The sequence below is a fragment of the Pseudonocardia sp. ICBG1142 genome, from assembly GCF_020496255.1.
In the GTDB taxonomy this organism is placed as follows: Bacteria; Actinomycetota; Actinomycetes; order Mycobacteriales; family Pseudonocardiaceae; genus Pseudonocardia.
Map to the genome: position 1 here is coordinate 320,314 of NZ_JAHLJC010000003.1, position 15,499 is coordinate 335,812.

At 76.0% G+C, this 15,499-nt stretch carries 13 protein-coding genes; 8 read left to right on the forward strand and 5 right to left on the reverse strand.

Features of this window, described 5'->3' with window-relative positions; translation table 11 throughout:
* Window positions 1-4 precede the first annotated feature (4 nt).
* The 3 genes from KPL59_RS01715 to KPL59_RS01725 are packed head-to-tail and all read right to left on the reverse strand — an operon-like array spanning window position 5 to window position 3,437.
* Window positions 5-682 (reverse strand): response regulator transcription factor, encoded by a 678-nt coding sequence (locus tag KPL59_RS01715; protein WP_226352793.1) that lies wholly within the window; start codon window positions 680-682, stop codon window positions 5-7.
* Window positions 679-1,986: a sensor histidine kinase gene (locus tag KPL59_RS01720; RefSeq protein ID WP_226359687.1), complete on the reverse strand. Its 1,308-nt coding sequence runs from the start codon at window positions 1,984-1,986 to the stop codon at window positions 679-681. The genes KPL59_RS01715 and KPL59_RS01720 overlap by 4 nt, the downstream gene beginning before the upstream one ends.
* Window positions 1,983-3,437 carry a heparan-alpha-glucosaminide N-acetyltransferase domain-containing protein gene (locus KPL59_RS01725; RefSeq protein WP_226359688.1) on the reverse strand — a complete coding sequence of 485 codons (1,455 nt, stop codon included), beginning with the start codon at window positions 3,435-3,437 and terminating at the stop codon, window positions 1,983-1,985. The genes KPL59_RS01720 and KPL59_RS01725 overlap by 4 nt, the downstream gene beginning before the upstream one ends.
* Window positions 3,438-3,525: 88 nt before the next feature.
* On the opposite strand from KPL59_RS01725, the gene KPL59_RS01730 reads away from it, so the two are divergent.
* A complete protein-coding gene (locus KPL59_RS01730; protein WP_226359689.1) occupies window positions 3,526-4,008 on the forward strand; it encodes a DinB family protein in 483 nt (160 codons plus the stop codon).
* Window positions 4,009-4,047: 39 nt separating this feature from the next.
* On the opposite strand, the gene KPL59_RS01735 is transcribed toward KPL59_RS01730, so the two are convergent.
* Window positions 4,048-5,682, reverse strand: a complete 1,635-nt coding sequence (locus KPL59_RS01735; RefSeq protein WP_226359690.1) for a hypothetical protein — start codon at window positions 5,680-5,682, stop codon at window positions 4,048-4,050.
* 291 nt (window positions 5,683-5,973) lie between these two features.
* On the opposite strand from KPL59_RS01735, the gene KPL59_RS01740 reads away from it, so the two are divergent.
* From KPL59_RS01740 to KPL59_RS36650, 7 genes are all read left to right on the forward strand, one after another.
* Window positions 5,974-6,924: a tetratricopeptide repeat protein gene (locus tag KPL59_RS01740; protein ID WP_226359691.1), complete on the forward strand. Its 951-nt coding sequence runs from the start codon at window positions 5,974-5,976 to the stop codon at window positions 6,922-6,924.
* Between the two features lie 125 nt (window positions 6,925-7,049).
* Window positions 7,050-7,856 carry an enoyl-CoA hydratase/isomerase family protein gene (locus KPL59_RS01745; protein ID WP_060712599.1) on the forward strand — a complete coding sequence of 269 codons (807 nt, stop codon included), beginning with the start codon at window positions 7,050-7,052 and terminating at the stop codon, window positions 7,854-7,856.
* Between the two features lie 53 nt (window positions 7,857-7,909).
* A complete protein-coding gene (locus tag KPL59_RS01750; protein ID WP_226359692.1) occupies window positions 7,910-10,798 on the forward strand; it encodes an FAD-binding and (Fe-S)-binding domain-containing protein in 2,889 nt (962 codons plus the stop codon).
* Window positions 10,799-10,898: 100 nt separating this feature from the next.
* Entirely contained in the window at window positions 10,899-11,345 is a 447-nt protein-coding gene (locus tag KPL59_RS01755; protein ID WP_145981382.1) for a hypothetical protein, read from the forward strand.
* 213 nt (window positions 11,346-11,558) lie between these two features.
* Window positions 11,559-13,061: an APC family permease gene (locus KPL59_RS01760; RefSeq protein WP_226359693.1), complete on the forward strand. Its 1,503-nt coding sequence runs from the start codon at window positions 11,559-11,561 to the stop codon at window positions 13,059-13,061.
* Between the two features lie 124 nt (window positions 13,062-13,185).
* Entirely contained in the window at window positions 13,186-13,965 is a 780-nt protein-coding gene (locus KPL59_RS01765; protein WP_226359694.1) for a hypothetical protein, read from the forward strand.
* Between the two features lie 199 nt (window positions 13,966-14,164).
* Window positions 14,165-14,752, forward strand: coding sequence for a C40 family peptidase (locus tag KPL59_RS36650; protein WP_308187811.1), 588 nt, complete (start codon window positions 14,165-14,167; stop codon window positions 14,750-14,752).
* A 52-nt stretch (window positions 14,753-14,804) separates the two neighbouring features.
* Here KPL59_RS36650 and KPL59_RS01775 read toward each other — a convergent pair whose 3' ends face one another.
* On the reverse strand, window positions 14,805-15,209 hold the full coding sequence (locus KPL59_RS01775) for an STAS domain-containing protein (protein ID WP_226359695.1): 405 nt from the start codon (window positions 15,207-15,209) through the stop codon (window positions 14,805-14,807).
* Between the last annotated feature and the right edge of the window lie 290 nt (window positions 15,210-15,499).

Here is a 15,499-nt window from a genome sequence, read left to right on the forward strand (position 1 = left end):
GGGCTCAGCTGACCAGACCCGCCCGGAACGCCAGCGCGACGAGCTGGACGCGGTCACGCGACTGCGTCTTGGCGAGCAGGTGCCCGATGTGGGTCTTCACCGTCGCCTCGGAGACGACGAGGTCGGCCCGGATCTCGGCGTTCGACCGGCCGTTGCCGACGAGGACGAGCACCTCCCGCTCCCGCGGGGTCAGCTCGGCGAGCGCGGCGACGGCGTCCACCGACGGCTCCGCGGCGGCCGGCTCGGGCGCGGTGAGCAGGGGCCGGGTGGCGCGCAGCAGCCGGCGGGTGGAGACCGGGTCGACGACCGAGTCGCCGCGGTGCACGGTGCGGACGGCCTCGATGAGGTCCTGCGGGGACACGTCCTTGAGCAGGAAGCCGCTGGCACCGGCGGCGATGGCCTCGGTGACGGACTCGTCGAGGTCGAAGGTGGTCAGCACCAGGACCCGCACCCCGGGGTGCTCGGCGACGACCCGGCGGGTGGCGGCGATGCCGTCGAGGCGGGGCATCCGCACGTCCATCAGCACGACGTCGACCTCGGTGCGGTCCAGCTCGGCGAGTGCGGCCTCGCCGTTGCCGGCCTGGGCGACGACGGCGAGGTCGTCGCAGGAGTCGAGCACCATCGCGAAGCCGGTGCGGACCAGCTCCTGGTCGTCGACGAGCATCAGTCGTACGGGGTTCACCGTTCTCCTCGGGCCGGGGGTGTCAGGGGCAGACGCAGCCGGACCGTCCAGCCGCCGTCGGCGCGCGGTCCGGCCTCGACCGAGCCGCCGTGCAGGGCGGCGCGCTCCCGCATGCCGGTCAGGCCGTACCCGCCGCGCGGCGGGGTGGGGACGGGTCCGCGGGCGCCCTCGTCGTGGACGCGCACGGTCAGCTCGTCGGGGGTCCACCGCAGCTCGACGTGGGTGGGCACGCCGGTCCCCGCGTGCTTGATGACGTTGGTCAGCGACTCCTGCACGATCCGGTAGACGGTCAGGCCGGGCCCGGTCGGGAGCTCCCGCGGGGTGCCGACGGTCCGCAGGTCGACCGGCAGCCCGCCGGTGCGGACCTGCTCGACGAGTGCGGGGACGTCGCCGACGCCGGGCTGCGGACGCGCCGGGTCGGTGTCGGTGCCGTCGTCCGGGCCGGTGTCGCGCAGCATCGACAGCAGACCGCGGACGTCGGACAGCGCGGAACGGCCGGTCGTCGCGATGCCGACGAGCACCTCGACGGCCTTCGCCGGGTCGCGCTGCGCGGCGAACTGGCCGCCGTCGGCCTGGGCGATGATCCCGGACAGCGAGTGGGCGACGACGTCGTGCACCTCGCGGGAGATCCGCGACCGCTCGGCCAGCAGCTCGAGGCGGACCTCCTGGCGGCGGCTCTCCTCCAGCAGCCGGTTGCGTTCGCGCAGGTCGAGGGTGCGGCGGTGGGCGGCGCGGCGCAGCGACCCGAGCAGCCACACCAGCAGCGGGACCGTCGCCATCGCCCCGATCAGGGCCAGCGCCACCAGCGGCGTCATGTCCGGGGAGGCGAACAGGAACGCCGGGCCGCGGGCCACGAACGATCCGAGCACCCCCACCATGAGCACGACCAGCGCCAGCCAGCCCGCCCAGCGGGGCCCGTAGGCCACGGCCGAGTACCCCATGACCAGCGACGGCAGCAGGAACGCGGCCATCGTGCCGGGCAGCCCGAAGGTACAGACCAGCGCGACGACCGCGGTCGCGATCGCGGCCGGCATCGGGTACACCCGGCGCAGCGGGACGGGCAGCGACGCCAGCACGGAGACGACCAGCGCCTCGATCCGCATGTCCGAGCGGACGCCCTTGCCCTCCAGCGTCCAGCTGACCGCGACCCAGATGAGCAGGGCGGCCAGCACGGCGTCGACGACGACGGGGTTGCGCCGGCCGAGTGCCACCGCACGTTCGACGAGGGTCGGGGCCTCCGAGGGCGACGAGCGCAGCGCGGGCAGCCGGCGCACGGCGTCCCGCAGCCGTGTCGCGGTGCTCATCGCGTCTCCTCCCGGCCGGGACGGGCCTGTGGCACCTGTCGCGCCGGCCGCGCAGGCCCCGTGGTCGATGATGTCCGATACCCGATCGTGTCGGCCGCCCGGCCCGCCGTCGTGCTGTCCATGTCCCCAGCCTCGCGCGGGGCGGCCGCGCGAGGCATCGGAGCGGGGTCCGATCCCCGGTCTCCGACCGTGGGCGGAGACCCGGCCGCGCGGACGGAGACGCCGTGCACCAGTGCCTCCAGCGGACCGCGCCCGACGAGCCGGCGCCAGGTCCACGCTGTGACCACCGCCAGGCCCGCGACCAGCGCCGTCGCCGCCCACGGCGCGTCCTGCGGCCACCCGCCGAGTGCGACGAGCAGCGCGATGTGCCCGGCGTACAGGGTCAGCGCGAGCGCGCCGGTCGCGGTGAGCGGGTCGAGCAGCCGTCCCCCGTACCGCGCGGCGAGCAGGCACAGGCCGAGCACCGCGACGGCGACCCCGGCCGCCCCGACGACGTCGAACGGGCTGCCGCTGTGCGGGGTCGCGGCGAGCAGCCAGGCGGGTGTGGTGGTGGCGACCGTGCCCAGGGCGGTACCGCCGAGCAGCTGCAACGCGAGCTCGGCCGGGACGCCGAGCCGGTCGGCGACGGGCGCGACCGACGCCAGGAGCGCGTCGCGCCCACCCAGGACGTCCAGCGCCAGCCAGGACCCGCCGTAGCCGAGCACCGCGCCGGCGGCCCCGCCGGCGACCAGCCGGGTGGCCGCGGTGCGCAGGTCGAGCCGGCCGAGCGCCATCCCGAGCAGCAGGAACGGCATCCAGGTCAGGACGGGGTAGGCGCCGCTGAGCAGCACCGTGTCGAGCGCGTGGAGCAGGCCGGCGGGCGAGGTGAGGTCGGACAGCTGCGCGGTCGCGCCGAGCACCGTCCGGCCGTCGGCGTCGGGGGTGGACCCGAGCCGGGCACGCAGCACCCAGGACAGCAGCGGCCCGGCGACGGCCCAGACCGCGGCGGCGACCGCGAGCGCCCGGGCCGGCGCGAACAGCACCGGCAGGAGCAGCCAGAACAGCACCCCGTAGACGACGAGGATGACCATCGGTCCACTGCTGATCTCGGCCAGGAGCAGCCCGAGGACCACCAGCAGCAGTCCCCGCACCGCGATCCGGCGGCGCAGCCACGCCCGGTTCCGCGCGGTCGGCGCGGCGAGGACGGGCGCGGCCATCAGGGTCAGCGACACCCCGCCGAGCACCGCGAACAACACCGCGGCGCGCCCGGTGACCGCCTGCACCAGCCAGCTCGACCCCGCGGCGACGGCGACGTGCGCGACGATCATGCCGAGGACCGCGAGACCGCGGGCGGCGTCGAGGCCGGCCACCCGTGCCCGTCCGGCCCGGTGCCGGCCGCGCGGCCACGACCCGCTGTCCGGTCGGGCGGGCGGCGCCTGGGGTGCGCCGGGGATCCGGTCTGTCGTGCTCATGCTGCAACGGTGCGGGCCCGGGCCGGTCCGGCGCGTCGGAGCGGGGAACGATCTGCGCCGTCCGACCACGGTCGTACGGTCGCTCCCCATGAGCGATCCCTTCGCGGTGATGGTCGGCGACGAGCGGACCCAGCTGACGGCGTTCGTCGAGGAGTACCGGACGCTGATCGCCGGCCTTCTCGACGGGCTGACCGAGGAGCAGGCGCGACGGCGGCTGGTCCCGTCGGCGACGACGCTGCTGGGGCTGGTCCGGCACGCCGCGTTCATGGAGACGGTGTGGTTCGGCATCGGGGTCCACGGCGCGACGCGCGCGGAGCTCGGCATTCCCGAGACCGTGGAGGAGTCGTTCCTGCCCCGCGACGACGAGACCATCGGCTCGGTCCGGGACCACTACCTGCGGGTGTGCGAGCGTTCCCGGGACGCCGTGGCCGGGCTGGCGCTCGACGACACCGTGACCGGACGCGGGTACCCGATCACGGTCCGCTGGCTGCTGCTGCAGGTCCTGCGGGAGCTGGCCCACCACTGCGGGCACGCCGACATCCTGCGGGAACAGATCCTGGCGGCGGGCTGAGTCGCCCGCCGCCGCCACGTCCGTCGGTCCCCGGGCGGGTCAGGCCCCGGGGCCGGCCGGGGCCGTCGGTGCGGTGCCGCCACCCGCAGCGCCGCCTCCTGCAGCGCCGCCTCCTGCAGCGCCGCCTCCTTCAGGGCCGCCTCCTGCAGGGCCGCCGCTTGCGGTGCCGGCCGCCGGCGGGTGTCCGGTCGACGGGCCGCCGGTGCCAGGGCCGGATCCGGTGCCGGTCGCGTCCGGGGCCCCGTTCCCGGTCCCCGTGCCGGATCCCGTCCCTGCTCCCGGTCCCGGGCCCGACGCGGGCCCGGCTCCCGCCGGGGGCGCCGGGGCCGGTGCGGCTCCGGTACCGGAGGGCTGTCCCGTGCCAGTGCCGCCGGAGCCCGACGGGGTCGTGCCGGCGCCGGGCGTGCCGGGCCCGGCCGGGCTCGTGCCGCCGGGTGGGGTGCCGGGTGTCCCCGGGGTCGTCCCCCCGGCGGGCGCGCCCGGAGCCGCCGGACCGGTCCCGCCCGGAGCCGGGGCAGCCGGTGCCACCCGGCCACCCGCCGCCGGTCCGCCCGGAGCCGGCGGAGCGGAGGGTGCCGCCGGTGCGCGGCCGCCACCCGGTGCCGGGCTCGGTGCCGGGCGCTGTGCCGCGCTCGATGCCGGGAGCTGTGTCGCGGGGCCGCCCCGCCGCTCGTCCGGGCCCGCGGCCGGGTCCGGGCGGGACGCGCGGTCGGGATCCGGGTCGGCCCGGTACCGCTCCGGCGAGGCGGCCCGGTCAGGCGCCCCGTCACCGGAGGAGACCCCGGGCATCGGGACCAGGGGTCCCGGCCCCCCGGGGAGACCCGCGGTCACCCCGTCCGGGCGGGTCACCGCCGTCGGGTCGGTCGCGCCGGGCCAGCCTGCGCCGTCGCTCTGCTCCGACACCAGCGCGACCGCGCCCGCGGCCGCACCGGCGGCCGCCAGCAGGGACCCGACCAGCACCGCTGCCGTGAGCCGGGGCGTCGCGCGCGGCCCGACCGCGGGGACACCGGGCAGGGTCGGGTGCGGGCCGGTCGGCGGTGGCAGCGAGCGGGCGCCGTCGGGCGGTGGGACGGGCGGCGCTCCGGGCACGCTCGGCCCGGCGATGCCCGGCGCAGCGGCAGCGGGCGCCGTGGATCCCGGTCCCGCGGCAGCCGTCGACGCAGCGGCCGTCGCCCCAGCAACCGTCGCCCCAGCAGGGGTCGACGCAGCCGGGGTCGACGCAGCAGCGGTCGCCTCGACGGAGGCGGGTGCAGCGGAGGCCGGGCCCGGCTCTGCGGTGCTCTCCCGATCACGGTCGGCCGTGCCGGAATCCGGCGCAGCGCCCGTCGCGGCGGGCACCTCGGCGGTGAGCACCGGATCCGCGGTCGCGGGGTCGTCGGAGGACGGTGCGGCGGCCTCCGGCACCACACGGGGCGGCGTCACGCCGGCCCCGAACGCCTCGATGCCCGGAGGACCAGGCTCGTCCGCGGGCGGGGCGACGAGCGGCGCCACCCCCAGGAAGGGCGACGTCGGCCGCAGCGGGGGCCGTGGAGGCGGCGGGCGGAAGGGCCGGCGCACCGGCCGGTCCACTCGGTCACCGGCGACGGGGTCGGCGCCGGTGTCTGGACGCCGCACCGCCCCTGCGTCGTCCGCGACCTCACCATCGGTGTGGTCGGCGTCCTCCTGCCTCGACACGAGGTCCCCTCTCCGCACGGCGTTCACGCGATTGTCGAGCCCACGGACACCGCACTCCAGGTGCCGCGACGACCGTGCACCCGTTCGGGATCGCCGACCGCACGGCCGAGTGACCCCACGGACGGTCTGCACGCTCGCCGTCACACAAAGTGACGGAAGAACGAGTCTTTTCATCGAACACCCCTCCGAGGTGCGCGTTGATCCCGATAACGAGTACGCTCCGTTACTAGTGGGTGGGCCGTTCGAGTGATCACGGCTCGTTCGCGGAGTACGGAGGGGGTCGGGTTGTCCATGACCGAGCGGAGGGTGACCGTCCGGCACCGCGGTGCCGGACGGTCGACGACGACCCCCCTGCGCGAGGACCTGCGCGCCCGTCACGACCGCGCCGCCACCGACGTGCGCACCGCGGGACGTCGGGGCGACATGCCCGCGCTGCTGGACGCCACCCGTCGCGTACAGCGGGTCCTCACCGCCGCCGGTCGCGACCTGGGTCCGGACGACCCCGACACGCTCGTCGCCGAGGGGACCCTCGCCGTCGCGCTGCTGCTCGGCTACGACCGCACCGGCGGGCTGGAGCTCGCCACCCACAACCTCGCCGCCCGCGAGGCGCTGCTGGGCCCGGACCATCCGGCCTCACTCGCGGCCGCCGACGCCGTGGCCGCGGCCCACCGGGAGACCGGCGACGCCGAGGAGGCGGTCCGCCGGCACGAGGACGTGGTCACCCGGCGGACACGGGTGCTCGGCGAGACCCATCCCTGCACGATCGCCTCCCGCGCCGCGGTGGCGATCGCGCGTGCCGACACCGGCGACCTGCGCGGCGCGGCCGGCCTGCTCGCCGCGACGCTCGAGGTCGCCGAGCACGCGCTCGGCGACGGGCACGCGGTGACCGACGACGTGCGGGAGCTGCTCGCCGACTGCCGCGCCGCCGACGACGCGGAGCGCGCTGCGGAGCCGACCGCAGAGCCCGCCGGAGAGCCCACCGCAGAGCCCACCGTGCGGCCCGCCGCGGACTCTGCCGGGCAGCCCGCCGACCGCACCGGGCCGCCCACGGGCGTCCTGCCCCGGATGCGCCCGCCGACCGGGGAGCCCGACCCGCCGACCGGCGTCCTCCCCCGGATGCGCCGTCCACCCGAGGACGCCGAGCCCCCGACCGAGGTCCTCCCCCGGACCCCGGACCCGCGCGAGGACACTCTCCCGATCGTCTTCGACCGGCCCTCCGGCCCCCTGCGCGTCGTGCGCTGAGCGGCCCGACGGGCTCGGGCCCGCCGGTGCAGAGTGACCACGGGGCGGGCGACGTCGTCGTGGCCGGGGTCGCGTACGCCCTCGACCTCTCGACACGCTCTGCCCGCAGCCCCCGGAGGACCCCCATGACCCTCGATCCGAGCACCTACACCCAGCTGCGGTTCGAGCGCCGCGACGACGGCGTCCTGCTCATCACCATCGACAACCCGGCGAAGTACAACGCCGCCGACGAGGTCCTGCACGGCGAGCTCGCGCGGGTCTGGCGGGACGTGTCCGCCGACGCCGCCACCCGGGTCGCGGTGATCACCGGGGCCGGGAAGGCGTTCTCCGCGGGCGGCGACCTCGGCATGGTCGAGCGGATGGCCGGCGACCACGAACGCGTCTCCCACATGCTCCGGGAGATGTCCGACCTGGTCTGGAACATCATCGACTGCGAGAAGCCGGTCGTGTCGGCGATCAACGGCGTGGCCGTCGGCGCCGGGGTGGTCGTCGCGCTGCTCGCCGACATCGCGATCGCCGCCGAGGACGCCAAGCTGGGCGACGGCCACGTGAAGCTCGGCGTCGCCGCCGGGGACCACGCCGCGATCATCTGGCCGCTGCTGGCCGGGATGGCGAAGGCCCGCTACTACCTGCTGACCGGCGAGATGGTCACCGGCGCCGAGGCCGAGCGGCTGGGGATGGTCGCGAAGGCGGTGCCGCGCGACCAGGTCCTCGACGAGGCGCTGCGGGTCGCGCACGCCCTGGGCACCGGCTCCCAGCAGGCCATCCGGCTCACCAAGCGGGCGTTGAACTCGTGGCTGCGCAGCGCGGGACCGGCCTTCGAGCAGTCCGCCGCCTACGAGATGCTGACCTTCATGGGCCCCGACGTGGTGGAGGGCGCCGCCGCGCTGCGCGAGAAGCGTCCCCCCGACTTCCCCTCGGCACGGGGCTGAGCCTGGTGCAGGGTGGGTGCACGCGCGTCCCACCACACGCCAGGAGCACCACCGTGACCCTCACCGGATCGCCCGCGGAGACATCGCCCACCGACCCGGCAGGCCGCCCGGCCCTGCTCGCCCTGCACGACCGGCTCGCCGCCGCGGTCCGGCCGGCCGCCGTCGCCACCCGGGCGATCGACCGGCTCCGGATGGCGCACGACGCGTCGCACTTCGCCCGTACCCCGGCCGCGGTGGTGACGGTGTCGAGCGCTGCCGAGGTCGCCGCGCTGTTCCGCGCGGCGGGCGGGGTGCCGGTGACGTTCCGCTCGGGCGGGACGAGCCTGTCCGGGCAGGGGGTCACCGACGGGATCCTCGTGGACGTCCGCCGGCACTTCCGCGACGTCGAGATCCTGGACGGCGGCGAGCGGGTGCGCGTCGGGCCCGGCGCGACGGTGCGCTCGGTCAACACCCGGCTCGCCCGGTACGGCCGGATGCTCGGCCCGGACCCGGCCAGCGAGGTCGCCTGCACCCTGGGCGGGGTCGTCGCGAACAACTCCTCCGGCATGGCCTGCGGCACCGCCGCGAACAGCTACGCGCTGCTCGACTCGGTCGAGCTTGTCCTGCCGTCGGGCACCACCCTGGACACCGGCGCACCCGGCGCCGACGACGAGCTGCGCGCCCGCGAGCCGCGGCTGTGGGCGGGCCTGGCCCGGCTGCGCGACCGGCTCCGCGGCGACACCGCGCTGCGCACCGAGATCGAGCGCCAGTTCGCGCTGAAGAACACCATGGGCTACGGCCTGAACTCCTTCCTCGACCACCACGACCCGGTGCAGATCCTGGCCCGGCTGCTCGTCGGGTCCGAGGGGACGCTGGCGTTCCTCGCCTCGATCACCATGCGCACCGTGCCGGTGCTCGCCCACACCCGTACCGGGCTGCTGGTGTTCGACGACCTCGCCGCCGCCAACCGGGCCCTGCCCGGCCTGGTGGACTCCGGCGCCGCGACGATCGAGCTGCTGGACGCGACGTCGCTGCGGGTCGGACAGGGCGACACCGACGCCGACCCGCGGCTGCGCGCACTGACCGTCGACGAGCACGCCGCGTTCCTCGTGGAGTACCGCGGGCACACCGCCGACGAGGTCACCCAGCTCGCCGGGGACGCCTCCGGCCTGATCTCCGGGCTGCCACTGCGGGGCCCGCGGGAGCTGTCGGCGGACCCGGTCGCGAAGGCCGGTCTGTGGAAGCTGCGCAAGGCGCTCTACGCCAAGGTCGCGGGCGCCCGCCCGCCGGGCACCGCGGCGCTGCTGGAGGACGTCGCCGTACCCGTCCCGGACCTGCTCGCGACCTGCGAGGGCCTGATCGCGCTGTTCGCGAAGCACGACTACGACCACGCCGTGATCTTCGGGCACGCCAAGGACGGCAACGTCCACTTCATGCTGACCGAGACCCTCGACGACTCCGGCACGGCGGGCGGCCGGGACCGCTTCGGCCGGTTCACCGACGACATGGTCGACCTCGTGCTGGCCCACGGCGGGACGCTCAAGGCCGAGCACGGCACCGGCCGCATGATGTCGCCGTTCGTCCGCCGCCAGTACGGCGACGAGCTCTACGAGGTCATGCAGGAGATCAAGCGGCTGTGCGACCCGCAGCGGATCCTCTCCCCCGGCGTCGTCCTCGACGACGACCCCACCGCGCACCTGGCAGGTCTCAAGACCGCCCCGGCCGTCGAGTCCGAGGTGGACCGCTGCGTGGAGTGCGGGTTCTGCGAGCCGGTCTGTCCCAGCCGCGACCTGACCACCACCCCGCGGCAGCGGATCGTGCTGCGCCGCGAGATGGCCGCCGCGCGGGCCGCGGGCGACGACGCCGTACTCGCCGAGCTGGAGGCCGACTACGCCTACGACGGCGTCGACACCTGCGCCGTCGACGGCATGTGCGGCACCGCCTGCCCCGTCCTGATCAACACCGGTGACCTGGTGCGACGGCTGCGCGGCGAACGCGACCACGGCCCCGCCGGCGCGGGCTGGACCCTCGCCGCGAAGCACTGGGGCGCCACCACCCGGGCCGCCGGGCTGGCCCTCACGGTCGCCAAGACCGTGCCCGGCGCCGGGCCCGCCTCCGCGGCGCTGCGCCGGGTCGCCGACCCCGAACAGGTGCCGCAGTGGAGCCCCGACCTGCCCCGCGGCGGCGGGCGCCGGGTCCCCGGCGGTCTGGTGTCCACCGACGCCGACCTCGTCCTGTTCTCCTCCTGCACCGGTGCCATGTTCGGCTCGGCGGGCCCCGGCGCGGGCGAGGCGTTCTCCCGCCTCTGCGGACGGGCGGGGCTGCGGGCGAGCGCACCCGCCGGCCTGGGGTCGCTGTGCTGCGGCACGCCGTGGAAGTCCAAGGGGCTGCACGACGGGTTCGCCGCGATGGCCGAGCGGGTCCTGCCCGCGCTGTGGACGACGAGCCGCGGCGGGGCGGTCCCGGTGGTGTCCGACGCGTCGTCGTGCACCGAGGGCCTGCGGGTGATGGTCGCGTCCGGGCCGGAACGCTACCGCGGCCTGCGGGTCCTCGACGCCGTCGCGTTCACCGCCGAACGGATCCTGCCCACGCTCACCGTGCCCGCCCGGCTGGCCCGGCTCGTCCTGCACCCGACCTGCTCGGCCACCCAGCTCGGCCTGCTCGACCCACTGCGACGCCTGGCCGCGGCCGTCGCCGACGACGTCGTCGTCCCCGACTCGTGGAACTGCTGCGGCTTCGCCGGGGACCGCGGGATGCTGCACCCGGAGCTGACCGCGGCGGCCACCGCCGGGCAGGCGTGGGAGCTCGCCGGGGTCGACGCCGACGCCCACGCCTCCTGCAACCGCACCTGCGAGCTCGGCATGAGCCGGGCCACCGGCCGCGACTACGAACACGTCCTGGAGGTCCTCGAACGCCTGACCCGCGCCGCGCGTCCAGCAGTGACCGGGACGACACCGCACTGATCCGTTCGGGTGGCGCCATGAGCAGTTTTCGTGATCCTGACGCACCTTTTTCGGTCAAGTCCTTGTTTATAACCGGGTGGACAGGGCATGAATGTCCGTGATGCGCGCCTTCGTGGGGGCGGTGCGCACCCGGAAGGAGCACATGACCGTGACCGTGGTGACAGGTGGGTCCGCGGCGAGCGCCGTCATGGCGATCGTCCGCATCGAGGCGCCCGCGGGCGTCGAGGCGGACGTCGTGGAGGCCGAGCTGACCCGTGCCCTGCACACGCACCGCAAGCGTCCGATGACCGTCGAGCTGTCCCTGGCCGACGGCACCGGGCCCTGGCCACGTCGCGGACCGGCCCGGTACGCCTTCGTCGCCGTGCTGACCATGGCCGGGCACTCCGAGCCGGAGCGGCTCGCCGCCCGCATCGAGAAGACGGCCCGCAAGGCGATCCGGCGCCGCTTCGGCCGCCCGGCCACCGCCGAGGTCCGCACCGAGATCTCCGGCGCCGAGGCCGGCGCCTACTGGTTCAGCGTCCGGGGCACGCCGCACCGGCAGTGCTGACCCCCCGGCGGATCGGCCGGCCCACCCGGTGACCGGTCCGGTGGCCGCTCCGGGGCGTGAGACACGACACCGGCGTTTCCGTTCGGGTGCGCCCGTGCCGCATCCTGTGTGCCGCCGCCGACCCGGGCGGGCGCAGACGAGACGGGGAACGACCGTGCCCACCATCCTCACCGCCGAGATCGGCGGTTGACCGCCGCCGCACCGCCTCCCCTCGTGGAGGCCGGCCCGAAGGGGCTCCGGACCGGAGCGCTGGGCCTGTGGGGCAACACCGTCATCGGGCTCGGCGCCACCGCGCCCGCCTACAGCCTGGCCGCGACGCTCGGCTACGTCGTCCTCGCCGTCGGCGAGAAGGCGCCCGCGATGTTCCTCGTCGCGTTCGTGCCGATGCTGTTCGTCGCCGTCGCCTACCGCGAGCTGAACCGCGCGGTCCCCGACTGCGGGACCACGTTCACCTGGGGCACCAAGGCCTTCGGGCCGTGGGTCGGCTGGATGGGCGGCTGGGGCGTCGCGGTGTCGGCGATCATCGTGCTGGCCAACGTCGCCGAGATCGCCGCCGTCTACACCCTGCGCGCGCTCGGGTTCGACGCCGCCGCGGAGAACACCCTGGTCAAGGTCGGTGTCGGGGTGCTGTTCATCCTGGTCATGACCTGGATCAGCCACCGCGGGATCGTGCTGTCCGAGCGGTTCCAGAACGCGCTGATCGTCTTCCAGATCGTGGTGCTCGCCGTGCTGGCCGCCGGTGCGCTGTGGCTGGTGTACTCCGGCGACGCCGGCCCGCAGGCCGTGCTGCCCAGCTGGAGCTGGTTCGACCCGACCGGGATCTCCGGCTCGGCCGCGGCGCAGGCACTGATCCTGTGCATCTTCGTCTACTGGGGCTGGGACGCCTGCCTGGCCGTCGGCGAGGAGACCCGCGGCTCGACGAGCACCCCGGGCCGGGCCGCGCTGCTGGCCACGGTGATCCTGCTGGCGATCTACGTCGTCGTCGCCGTCGCGCTGCAGTCCTACGCCGGGTTCGGCGCGACCGGGATCGGCCTGGCGAACCCCGAGCACTCCGAGGACGTGCTCACCCTGCTCGGCGCGCCGATGGGCGGCACGGCGCTCACCGCGGTGCTGCTGCTGACCGTCGCGGTGTCGGCGGCGTCGTCGACCCAGACGACGATCCTGCCCACCGCGCGCGGCGCGCTGGCGATGGCCGTCTACGGGGCTGTCCCGCCCCGCTTCGGCAGCGTCCACCCCCGCTACGCGACGCCCGGGTTCGCCACCGTCGTCATGGGCCTGTCCGCGGTGGTCTTCTACCTCGTGCTGGGCCTGGTCAGCTCGGACGCGCTGCTCGACACCGTCGCCTCGCTCGGCCTGGCCGTGGCGTTCTACTACGGCATCACCGCCTTCGCCTGCGTCTGGTACTTCCGGCGCACCCTGCTGCGCTCACCGCGCGACCTGCTGATGCGCGGCCTGCTGCCGCTGCTCGGCGGGGTGGTCATGGTGTGGGCGTTCGTGCAGAGCTCGATCGACATGCTCGACCCCGGCTACGGCGAGACCTCCTTCGGCCCGGTCGGCGGGGTGTTCGTGATCGGCGTCGGCATGATCGCGCTCGGTGTGCCGCTGATGCTGGCCTGCGCGGTGCGGCTGCGGCCGTTCTTCCGCGGCGAGACCCTCGACGAGAACACCCCGGTGCTCGTCCCGGAAACCGGTGAGCCGCCCTACGGCGGTTCCTAGACCACACGGGGAGCGACCGGTCACCGCCCCCATCCGGTGACGGTCCCGACGGAACGGACCGACGACGCATCCGCCCAGGTGGGGGGCCGCCACGACGATCATGACCTCGCGTACGGTGCGGCCCATGGCTTCCGACACGAGCAGGTCCACGGACAGCGGCACGGCGACCGGTACCCCGGGGACCGACGACGCGTCCGGCTCCGTCGCGACGGACCGGGCGACCACGACCGGCACGACCGACACGACCGGCGGCACCGGAGCCGACTCCCCCGCCACCGACGCCCCCGCGACACCGGCCGAGAGCGCGCCGACCGCCGCCGGGAGCACGGAGGCGACCGACACGACCGACACCGGCGCGGCCACGGGCGACTCGTCCACCGCGGCGACGCCCGCGCCGACCGGGTCCGACACCCCGGCCGACACCGCGGCGGCCACCCCCACCTCCGAGGCGACCACCGGGACGACCTCGGCGACGACCTCCGGGACGACCTCCGGTGGTGGGCTCGCCGGAGCCGGCGCCGTCGTCGCCGCGGGGCTCGGCCTCGCCTCGCTCACCGGCACCTCGGTCGGCGACATGCTGCGCGAGCGCGAGTCGCTCGTCGGGCAGATCCAGGCCGCGACCGGCAGCCCCGGCGACACCATCGAGTCCTTCTACGGCGCGCCCTGGGACGTCGCCGCCCTGGTCAACGGTGTCGTCGCGCTGGTCGCGGTGCTCGTCGGGCTCGTCCTGGTCCTCGGCCCGGCCGCCCGGCCCGCCGCGGGCGCCTGGGTCCGGCCGGTCGCACTCGGCGGCCTCGTGCTCGGCGTCCTGGGCCTGCTGGTCTCCGGCGGGATGTACCTCGACCTGTTCGCCTCGACGCCGGTGCTCCCGCAGATGCCGGGCATCCCCGGCCTCGGCGGCTGACCCGCCCCTCCGGCCAGACCCGAGCGCGCATCCCGAGACGGCGCATCCCGTGGCGGCACCGACCGGGTCGCCCCGTTCACCCGCTCGATCGCTTCCGCTACCGGTCGCCCCGGTCCCGTCCCTAGGTTCGGCGCAGGTCACCGCCCGGTGACCTGCGCCGCACCCGCCGACCGCGGGCGACCGGGAGGAACCGACCGGGATGAACATCGTGCCGCTCCGGTCCCCGTTCGCGACGACGCTCGTCGCCATGGTCCTGCTGCTCGTCACCGGCGGTGTCGCCGCGGCCGGGCCGCCGGGGACGCCCGAGCAGCGGGTGGCCACCGCGGTCGAGGTCGCCCTGCGCCAGGTGGGGCTGCCGTTCGCCTGGGGTGGCAACGGGCCGGAGAACGGCGACCGCGGATTCGACTGCTCCGGGCTGACCGCCTTCGCCTACGGCAAGGCCGGCATCGTCCTACCGCGGACCGCGCACGACCAGTACCGCCGCGGCCCGCAGGTGCCCGCCGGGGCCGCGCTGCGCCCGGGTGACCTGGTCTTCTACGGCACCGTCGACAAGGTCCAGCACGTCGGTCTGTTCGTCGGGCAGGACCGGATGGTCAGCGCGCCGACGTTCGGGATGCCGGTGCAGACCTCCTGGTACCGGTGGCGCGGCGACGACTACCTCGGCGCGACCCGCCCGGCGCAGGCCACCGACGGCGTCCCGGACCCGGCGGTGCGCGAGACCCCGGACCCGTCGATCCCGGACGAACCCTGGTTCGACGCGCCCGCCGCGCCACCGCTGCCCCGCTGACCGCGCGACCCGCCGGCCCGCGGGACGACGACGCTGCCGCCCACGCGCCGGGTCAGGACGCGTCGGCGACCGGCACGTCGACCGCGACCACGGTGAGACCGGGGCCCGGGACCAGCCGCAGCGCGCGTGCCGCCGGCGCGGCCGGGTCCAGCACCACCACCAGGGAGGCGCCCGTGGCCCGGGCGCGGTCCGCGGCCGCACGCAGCATCGCCACACCACGCAGCCCGAGGAACCCCACCGCGTTCAGGTCCAGGACGACCCGGCCACCGGGCGCGGAGTCGACCGCGGCGAGCACCCGCGCCTCGACCGAGGGGCCGGGCGCGAGGTCGATCTCGCCGGACACGCCGATGACGACGGTCGCGGCAACGCCGCGTCCGACGTGGACCTGCGGGTCGGTGGTGACGGTGTCGGGCGCCGGGACGGCGAGGAGACGACGGGATGGCGTGGGCGCGGTCATGTGTCCGCCAGGGGGAGGTGGGGTCGGTCCCCCACTACGAGGACGGTCGACCCGTGGTGCCGTCGGAGCACGGAGCTGTACCGGACGGCCGAACGGCGACGGCCCCCGAGAGGGTGTCGCCCGTGAGAGACATCGAGCAGATCCCGTCGTCGGATCGACGAGCCCGGACCGTCACCGTAGCCGTCGTCGACACCGGGTGTCCAGGGCGCGGTCCGCTCCTCCGCCGGACCGGCGCCCCGATGCACTCCGCGGGGGCCTCGCCGCCCGGGCCCGGTGCTCCCGGGCGGCGA

Excerpts from the sequence above, each read along its gene's own strand:
- KPL59_RS01720 (WP_226359687.1), bottom strand. The coding sequence starts at position 1,986 with ATGAGCACCGCGACACGGCTGCGGGACGCCGTGCGCCGGCTGCCCGCG.
- KPL59_RS01725 (WP_226359688.1), bottom strand. The coding sequence starts at position 3,437 with ATGAGCACGACAGACCGGATCCCCGGCGCACCCCAGGCGCCGCCCGCC.
- KPL59_RS01730 (WP_226359689.1), top strand. The coding sequence starts at position 3,526 with ATGAGCGATCCCTTCGCGGTGATGGTCGGCGACGAGCGGACCCAGCTG.
- KPL59_RS01740 (WP_226359691.1), top strand. The coding sequence starts at position 5,974 with ATGACCGAGCGGAGGGTGACCGTCCGGCACCGCGGTGCCGGACGGTCG.
- KPL59_RS01745 (WP_060712599.1), top strand. The coding sequence starts at position 7,050 with ATGACCCTCGATCCGAGCACCTACACCCAGCTGCGGTTCGAGCGCCGC.
- KPL59_RS01755 (WP_145981382.1), top strand. The coding sequence starts at position 10,899 with ATGCGCGCCTTCGTGGGGGCGGTGCGCACCCGGAAGGAGCACATGACC.
- KPL59_RS01765 (WP_226359694.1), top strand. The coding sequence starts at position 13,186 with ATGGCTTCCGACACGAGCAGGTCCACGGACAGCGGCACGGCGACCGGT.
- KPL59_RS36650 (WP_308187811.1), top strand. The coding sequence starts at position 14,165 with ATGAACATCGTGCCGCTCCGGTCCCCGTTCGCGACGACGCTCGTCGCC.
- KPL59_RS01775 (WP_226359695.1), bottom strand. The coding sequence starts at position 15,209 with ATGACCGCGCCCACGCCATCCCGTCGTCTCCTCGCCGTCCCGGCGCCC.